Here is a 6,670-nt window from a genome sequence, read left to right as displayed (position 1 = left end):
CTGGCCGGCCAGCCACCGGGTGCTGGCCCAGGACTTGCCGCTGCCCGACGGGTCGTGCACCAGCACCAGTTGCGGCGCCGGCGTGTCGGCCAGTTGCCGGGCCAGCGCCAGGTAGGCGCGCGATTCGGCCAGCGCCGCCCCGTGCGCGGGCGACGCCGCACCGGTCTGCGCCAGCCGGATGGCCGCCACCTTGGCCCGGACCAGGGCGCGGTAGACGGCAAAGAACGGCAGCACGGCCGGGGCACAAACGTCGCCGCTGGCGTCCAGCCACTCGCTGATCAGCACGTGGGCCAGCCCGGGCTGGCCGATGCGTTGCAGGTCCATCGCGGTGAAGGCCAGGTCGGCGGCGGTGTCGATCCAGCGCAGCGCGTCGTTGAATTCGATCGCGTCGAACGGCAGCACCGCGTCGCCGATCCGCACCAGATTGGCCAGGTGCAGGTCGCCATGGCCTTCGCGCACGCAGCCGGCCTGGCGCCGCTCGGCCAGGCGGGGTTCGATGGCGGCGAAGCGCTCGGCCGTCCACGTTGCCAGTGCTGCCACCGTGGCACGGTCGTCGGCGCTGAGCCCGGTGGTTTCGCGCAGCGTGCTGAGGTTGTCCTCGGCCCATTGGCGCACGCCGGCCGGCTCGCCCCAGACGCTGTCTGCCGGGGCCACGGCGGCGCTGGCCTGAAAGGCCGCCAGGTGGCGGGCCAGTTGCTGCAGCAGCGCCGGGGTGAGCGCGCCACGCTCGGCCAGGTGGTCCAGCCGCTGATCTTCGGGAAAGCGGCGCATGTGCACCGCCCATTCGATGGCCGCCGCCGGATCGCCGCCCCACACCGGCGCTTCGGGCGTGCCTGTGATCGGCAGGGCTTCCAGGTACAGCCGCGCCGCCGGGTCGGTGGGCTCGAAGCGCCGGTTCACGCGGATCTCGGCCTCGCAGGCCGCGCGCCGCAACGCCAGGGTGCCGAAATCCATGAACGGCAGGCGCACCGGCTTCTTGATCTTGTAGGCGTGTTCGCCCGCCAGCAGCACCCAGGCGCCGTGGGTCTCCATCAGCACCACCGGTTCGGCCGGGTGCGGGTAGCGGGCGGCGTTGCGCAACGCGGTGATCAGCGCAGGGGTGTCGGTCGGCATGGGCGTTGTGGGCGGGCGCGGCGGGCCGCTGGCGGGGCGGTGGCCGTGCCTGGGGATTTCATGGACCGACTGTAGCCGCCCCGCGAGCGCGCTATGGTGGAGCCTTGCACCCGGAGACAAAACCATGAACCTCGCCCACCTGCTGCAGCGCAAGGCGCTGGAACACCCCGACCGCCCCGCCATCTTCAACGGCACCCTGCCGTTGGCCACCCATCTTGAGTGGGCAGAGCGCGCTGCGCGAGTGGGCGCTCACCTGCGGGCCCAAGGCCTGCAGCCCGGCGACCGCGTGCTGCTGTTCATGCGCAACCACCCGCGCTACCTGGAGCTGCTGTTCGGCGCCTGGTGGGCCGGGCTGGTGGCCGTGCCGGTCAACGCCAAGCTGCACCTCAAGGAAGTGCAGTGGATCGTGGAAAACGCCGGGGCGCGGTGGGCCTTCGTCACGGCGGACCTCGTGCCCGATCCGGCCGCGCTGACCAGGCTGGACGGCGTGATGGACGTGGACAGCACCGCATGCGACGCCTGGGTGAATGGCGCGGAAAGGGGGGGCGAAGACGCTCTCTATATAGAGGAGCCAGAGGAGCGCGCCCCCGACGACACCGCCTGGCTGTTCTACACCAGCGGCACCACCGGCCGGCCCAAGGGCGTGATGATCACGCACCGCAACCTGCTCACCATGGGGCTGGGCTACTTCAACGACGTCGATCCCGCCAGCGCACAGGACGCCATCGCCTACGCCGCGCCCATGTCGCACGGGGCCGGGCTCTACGCCATCCCGCACCTCATGGCCGGCGCGCGGCACGTGGTGCCCGCCTCGGGCGGCTTCGACGCGGCCGAACTGTTCGAGCTGGGCCGCGCACTCGGCCCGCTCTCGCTGTTCGCCGCGCCGACCATCGTCAAACGCATCGTCGACGAAGCCGAGGCGCAGGGCCTCTCGCCCGGGCAGTGCGGCCACAGCTTCAAGACCATCGTCTACGGCGGCGCGCCCATGTACGCCGCCGACATCCGCCGCGCGCTGCGCACCATGGGCCCGCGCTTCGTGCAGATCTACGGCCAGGGCGAAAGCCCCATGACCGGCACCGCCCTCAGCCGCGCCCACCTGGCCGACACCGCGCACCCGCGGCACGAGGCGCGCATCGCCTCCGTCGGCGTGGCACAGACGCCCGTGCGCATCCGCGTCGCGGGGCCTGACGGCCAATCGCTGCCCGCGGGCGAAGTGGGCGAAGTGCTGATCCAGGGCGACAGCGTCATGAGCGGCTACTGGCAGAACCCCGAGGCCACCCAGGCCGCCATCCGCGACGGGTGGTTGTGGACCGGCGACATGGGCGCGCTGGATGTCGACGGCTTCCTGACCCTCAAGGACCGCAGCAAGGACCTGATCATCAGCGGCGGCAGCAACATCTACCCGCGCGAGGTGGAAGAGGTGCTGCTGCACGCGCCCGGCGTGGCCGAAGTGGCGGTGGTCGGCGCGCCCGACCCCGAGTGGGGCGAAATCGTGGTGGCGTTTGTGGTGCCGCAGCCCGGTGCGGCGCTGGATGCGAAGGCGCTCGACACCTTCTGCCTGGACCAGATCGCCCGCTTCAAACGGCCCAAGCGGTATGAGTTTGTCGAGACGCTGCCCAAGAACCACTATGGGAAGGTGTTGAAGACGGTGTTGCGGGAGCGGGTATGTTAAGGTGATACCTCGAAATACCCAGGAAGCCACCATGCCCGCCACCGTCATCCGCCCCGTTGCCATCAAGATCGATGACGACACTCGCGCCCGCGTCAAGCGCCTGGCCGACGCCCGCCAGCGCACGCCGCACTGGCTCATGCGCGAGGCCATTCAACAGTATGTGGAGCGCGAGGAGCAGCGGGAAGCCTTGCGTCAGGACACCCTCAAGGCCTGGGAAAACTACCGCGCCAACGGGGGCCTGCACATCACTGCTGAAGAAGCCGATGCTTGGCTGAGCGAACTCGAACAAGGCAAGGACGTGGAGCCGCCTGAATGCCACGCCTGATCTGGACGCCGCAGGCGCTGGCCGATGTGCAGCGCCTGTACCGATTCTTGTCTAGCAAAAACATGGACGCCGCCCGGCGCGCCGTGCAGGCCATACGGCAGGGTGTCAAGGTGCTGACCCTGCAACCGGGCATGGGGCGCCCCATCGAGGACCTGCCCGTCGAATTCCGCGAATGGGTGATTGACTTCGGCGACAGCGGCTACGTGGCGCGCTACCGGCTGGATGGCGATGCGATCGTCGTGCTGGCGGTGCGGCACCAGAGGGAAGCCGGGTTCTGACAGAACCCTTCAGTACACCGCGTCGTGATCGCCCACGTTGATCGGAATGATCTGGTCGTCGGCCATCAGCAGTTCCAGCGTGATGCGGTACGACAGGTTGATCGACACCGAATGCAGTCCCTGCAGTTTGCCCTGCAGTGCGTGCAGGCGCAGCGACGGGTGGTGTGGGTTCATCTCCAACAGGGCCAGCGTCTTGCCGTACTGCGCCTTGAGTTCCGGGTGGCGCTTGAGAAAGCGCAGCGCGCGGCGGGTGTAGTCGTCGGTGAAGACGAGTTGGTTGGGCATGGGCGGCGAACGCTCAGCGGCCCGAGTCTTCCGCCAGCAGGCGCTCCATGCGCTGCATGTGCTCAGCCGCCGTCTCCGTTACCGCACGCCCCGCCGCCACGTCAGCCCGGCTCTGCGCCAGCGCCGCCTCCAGCTCGCACTCGCGCAGGTAGTGGTACTGCGCCACATCCATCACCACGAACCGGTCCTTGCCGCGCACCGAGATCGTGGCCTCGGTCTGGCCGGACAACACCTCTTCGATCGCGGCGACGCCGCGCACTTTCAGGTCGTTGGCGGTGAGTTGGGGCATGGTGGGATAGCTTTGGTTGGAAATTCGTGTGATTTTAGGTGCGATCAATCATGCTGTAAATCATGTTGTTTTAGGCTCGACGCCTTCTACCTGGACCACATCGCGCTCCTCGAGCGGCCCAAGCGGTATGAGTTTGTGGAGGCACTGGCGAAGAACACCTACGGGAAGGTGTCGAAGGCATTGTTGCAAGAGCCTGTTCCATGAAGCGAGTGCTCTGCTTTCGCTCGATCGCCTGCGATGCGAGCTTACTGAGGTGGAATTTCTTTGCACTCGATCGTGCATTTGAAGCCTACCGTTTCTTCCCACCCAACAAGATGCTGATTTGCGAAGGTAATGCCATAGTTTTTGACATCGCTAATCCAATCAATTTTTACGTTGAAGTGATCGGCGATTGGTTGCGCATTCCTGGAAACGTGTTTCATCGAGATAACTGATGCATGCACTCTATGATTTGGAAAGGCGGCGGAAATGTCAGTAAGGCGTGCTCCCATTATGAGTACCTCCTGTACTCCCAAGACTCTTTTTAGGCACTTGGCTTCGAAAAGAAACAGGTCTGAATGGCCGAGGAGAGATACGTCAATTTGGTGTTTGTATCCAGAGGCTCCTTTGATGCGATTGGTCGCGCCATACCTTTGTTCAAAGTTTGTAAGGTTTGCTCCTTCTCGCAAGCCAGCAATGAGCTTGTTGACCAGATGCTCGTAGTCACTTCCTTTTATTCTTGGCGTGTTGTTCACATGTTTCCCTTTATTTCCTTGGTTGTTGTTTGATTGCTTGAATGATGTTAAAAGTGACTGCGCTCTTTAGTCAAATCACAAGAGCGTATAGCTAGATAAGCTCAGTCACTTTTTTGGGTGATCAATAGATTTGTTCTATTTTCAATCCGAACTCGTTGGGCTTTAAGTTTGCTTTATTTACTTTGAATCCATCTCTTTTGGCAAGGGATAGGATGTGCTCTTGTGCTGCGTCTTCGGATCTAAGGCCAAGAGTGATGCTTTCGATTTTGCATTCTAGAGGTTGAGTGCTGTTTGCGCAGCCATTTTTGACAACCCGCCACTCACGCTCGTACGTCCAATCCGCAGCTTTGGTTAATACTAGGCTGAGTTCAATTTCATTTTTTCCTTCCCTATCGGCGGTTCTGTAGTTTCTTGCGTCGATGGCTGGTGCTTTTATGGAGTATCTGACCGGTGACGTGTGATCAGGTTTGCCTAGAATGTTTGAGGGGTTTCTACTGAACTCGATGCATATTCCTTTGTGCTGTTGAGCATAGTGCGACCACATGAGGATATTGTCTCCAAGCTCGGACAAAGAGAGTATTCCCGCAGAGGAAAATTTCTCCTTGAGGTGTATGCCAGCTGCTTGATCCAGTCTGGCCTCGCTCATCTCTGAGCTAAGTGCTTCCGTATTGTTGATGAAGCTGCTGGCGAGCTCTTGAACACTTTCAGCGATTGATTTGCTTTGAGAGGGATTCTTGATGGCGACGCCGATTGCTTTACCTATTTTTGTAAAGCCACTGGCTATAAGGTTTTTGAGCAGTGGAGTGTTTCTGATTGTGTTGAGAGAAATTCCGAAGTCAATCGGATCATTGAATATTGTGGGTGAAGAAAACCAAAAACTCCCGTGCTCAATACTCTCCTTGGTGAAATCATTCCAAGACATTTATTTTTATAAAGTTTGAATTTCTGGGTACTTCATTTTTCGTAGTTTCTTAGTCGAATGAATTCTCTCTTGAGGGTCGATTTTCCCGGTTTAATTTAATTTCAGGGCAGGCGTCATAAATCGACTGAACGGGTCTTCCCGGTAATCCGCAAACGGCCCGCATTCCACAAACCCGAACCGCCGGTACATCGCGATCGCTGCATCAAACGGCGGCGTGCTGCCGGTTTCCAGGCTGACCCGCGAGTAGCCGCGCTGGCGGGCGAGGTTCAGCAGTTCGGTGAGGATGGCCTGCGCGGCGCCCTGGCGCAGGTGGCGGGCGCTGGTGCGCATGGACTTGAGTTCGCCGTGGCCGCCTTCGGTGGCGGTGGTGGGCGTCAGTTCCTTGAGGGCGCCCATGGCGACCAGTTCGCTCACGGCTTCGGGTTCATCAGCGCCAGGCGTGGCGTCCGGCAGCAGGTGCCAGGCGGTGAGGAAGGTGATCTCGGGCTGGCGCAGGCCGTCCAGGTCCAGCGCGAACACGCATTCGGGCGGTGAGGCGGCGCGCATGCCGGCGAGGTGTTCGTCCCGCAGGCTGAGCACCTGCGGGTGCGTGAGTTCGCGGTCAGCGCGGATGTGAAACCGGCGCGGTGATGCCTCTGAAACCATGTCGCTCCCTCCCCGGGCGATGCGTGTGGTCTGACTGGAATGGCTCTTTGGCCATTGTGTACGGTTTGTTACGGGTTGGGCAAGCAGGGTGGCGGTAGCGGTCGCGTCGCTGCCGGTTCAAGCACCCCGGCCCACCGGCCGATAACAGGGGAACCGTTTTCGAGGATGCCCATGGACATGTCCGTTTCCCCCGCCCTGGTTGTTGACCGTGTGATGCAGATGCGCCAGGGTGCGGTCGAGCAGCAGGTGCAGATCCATGTGCTCAAGGAGGCCATGGCCACGCAGGCTTCGGCGGCGGCGACTTTGTTGAGCGCGGTGGCGGGTGATTTGCCGCTGGCGACGGAGGGCGCCGTGGGCACGCAGGTGAACACGCTGGCGTGAGCCAGGCCGGCTGACGGCATCTGCGG

10 protein-coding genes are annotated in these 6,670 nt (G+C 62.7%); 4 read left to right on the top strand and 6 right to left on the bottom strand.

Features of this window, described 5'->3' with window-relative positions; genetic code table 11:
- On the bottom strand, window positions 1-1,113 hold a 1,113-nt coding region (locus QQK43_RS17800; RefSeq protein WP_284308831.1), incomplete at its 3' end, for a hypothetical protein.
- Window positions 1,114-1,237: 124 nt separating this feature from the next.
- On the opposite strand from QQK43_RS17800, the gene QQK43_RS17795 reads away from it, so the two are divergent.
- The 3 genes from QQK43_RS17795 to QQK43_RS17785 are packed head-to-tail and all read left to right on the top strand — an operon-like array spanning window position 1,238 to window position 3,388.
- Window positions 1,238-2,785 (top strand): AMP-binding protein, encoded by a 1,548-nt coding sequence (locus QQK43_RS17795; RefSeq protein WP_284308830.1) that lies wholly within the window; start codon window positions 1,238-1,240, stop codon window positions 2,783-2,785.
- A gap of 31 nt (window positions 2,786-2,816) precedes the next feature.
- Window positions 2,817-3,110 (top strand): CopG family ribbon-helix-helix protein, encoded by a 294-nt coding sequence (locus tag QQK43_RS17790; RefSeq protein WP_284308829.1) that lies wholly within the window; start codon window positions 2,817-2,819, stop codon window positions 3,108-3,110.
- Window positions 3,098-3,388, top strand: a complete 291-nt coding sequence (locus tag QQK43_RS17785; RefSeq protein ID WP_284308828.1) for a type II toxin-antitoxin system RelE/ParE family toxin — start codon at window positions 3,098-3,100, stop codon at window positions 3,386-3,388. Before QQK43_RS17790 ends, QQK43_RS17785 begins: the two co-directional genes overlap by 13 nt.
- Before the next feature lie 9 nt (window positions 3,389-3,397).
- On the opposite strand, the gene QQK43_RS17780 is transcribed toward QQK43_RS17785, so the two are convergent.
- From QQK43_RS17780 to QQK43_RS17760, 5 genes are all read right to left on the bottom strand, one after another.
- Window positions 3,398-3,673, bottom strand: coding sequence for a type II toxin-antitoxin system RelE/ParE family toxin (locus QQK43_RS17780; protein ID WP_284308826.1), 276 nt, complete (start codon window positions 3,671-3,673; stop codon window positions 3,398-3,400).
- A gap of 13 nt (window positions 3,674-3,686) precedes the next feature.
- Entirely contained in the window at window positions 3,687-3,962 is a 276-nt protein-coding gene (locus QQK43_RS17775; RefSeq protein ID WP_284308825.1) for a hypothetical protein, read from the bottom strand.
- A 245-nt stretch (window positions 3,963-4,207) separates the two neighbouring features.
- Window positions 4,208-4,696, bottom strand: a complete 489-nt coding sequence (locus tag QQK43_RS17770; RefSeq protein WP_284308824.1) for a hypothetical protein — start codon at window positions 4,694-4,696, stop codon at window positions 4,208-4,210.
- Window positions 4,697-4,817: 121 nt separating this feature from the next.
- Window positions 4,818-5,618, bottom strand: a complete 801-nt coding sequence (locus QQK43_RS17765; RefSeq protein ID WP_284308823.1) for a DUF2971 domain-containing protein — start codon at window positions 5,616-5,618, stop codon at window positions 4,818-4,820.
- 90 nt (window positions 5,619-5,708) lie between these two features.
- Window positions 5,709-6,263 (bottom strand): GNAT family N-acetyltransferase, encoded by a 555-nt coding sequence (locus tag QQK43_RS17760; RefSeq protein WP_284308822.1) that lies wholly within the window; start codon window positions 6,261-6,263, stop codon window positions 5,709-5,711.
- Window positions 6,264-6,440: 177 nt separating this feature from the next.
- Between QQK43_RS17760 and QQK43_RS17755 the strand changes: the two genes are divergently transcribed.
- Window positions 6,441-6,644, top strand: a complete 204-nt coding sequence (locus QQK43_RS17755; protein ID WP_234265380.1) for a putative motility protein — start codon at window positions 6,441-6,443, stop codon at window positions 6,642-6,644.
- The last annotated feature ends 26 nt before the right edge of the window (window positions 6,645-6,670 follow it).

The sequence above is a fragment of the Hydrogenophaga electricum genome (assembly GCF_030160815.1).
Classification (GTDB): domain Bacteria; phylum Pseudomonadota; class Gammaproteobacteria; order Burkholderiales; family Burkholderiaceae_C; genus Hydrogenophaga; species Hydrogenophaga electricum.
This window is presented reverse-complemented; position numbering and strand designations above follow the sequence as displayed.

What these genes read in the sequence shown, in the direction of transcription:
- QQK43_RS17780 (WP_284308826.1), bottom strand. Translation starts at nt 3,673, where the DNA reads ATGCCCAACCAACTCGTCTTCACCGACGACTACACCCGCCGCGCGCTG.
- QQK43_RS17775 (WP_284308825.1), bottom strand. Translation starts at nt 3,962, where the DNA reads ATGCCCCAACTCACCGCCAACGACCTGAAAGTGCGCGGCGTCGCCGCG.
- QQK43_RS17755 (WP_234265380.1), top strand. Translation starts at nt 6,441, where the DNA reads ATGTCCGTTTCCCCCGCCCTGGTTGTTGACCGTGTGATGCAGATGCGC.
- QQK43_RS17765 (WP_284308823.1), bottom strand. Translation starts at nt 5,618, where the DNA reads ATGTCTTGGAATGATTTCACCAAGGAGAGTATTGAGCACGGGAGTTTT.
- QQK43_RS17760 (WP_284308822.1), bottom strand. Translation starts at nt 6,263, where the DNA reads ATGGTTTCAGAGGCATCACCGCGCCGGTTTCACATCCGCGCTGACCGC.
- QQK43_RS17795 (WP_284308830.1), top strand. Translation starts at nt 1,238, where the DNA reads ATGAACCTCGCCCACCTGCTGCAGCGCAAGGCGCTGGAACACCCCGAC.
- QQK43_RS17790 (WP_284308829.1), top strand. Translation starts at nt 2,817, where the DNA reads ATGCCCGCCACCGTCATCCGCCCCGTTGCCATCAAGATCGATGACGAC.
- QQK43_RS17785 (WP_284308828.1), top strand. Translation starts at nt 3,098, where the DNA reads ATGCCACGCCTGATCTGGACGCCGCAGGCGCTGGCCGATGTGCAGCGC.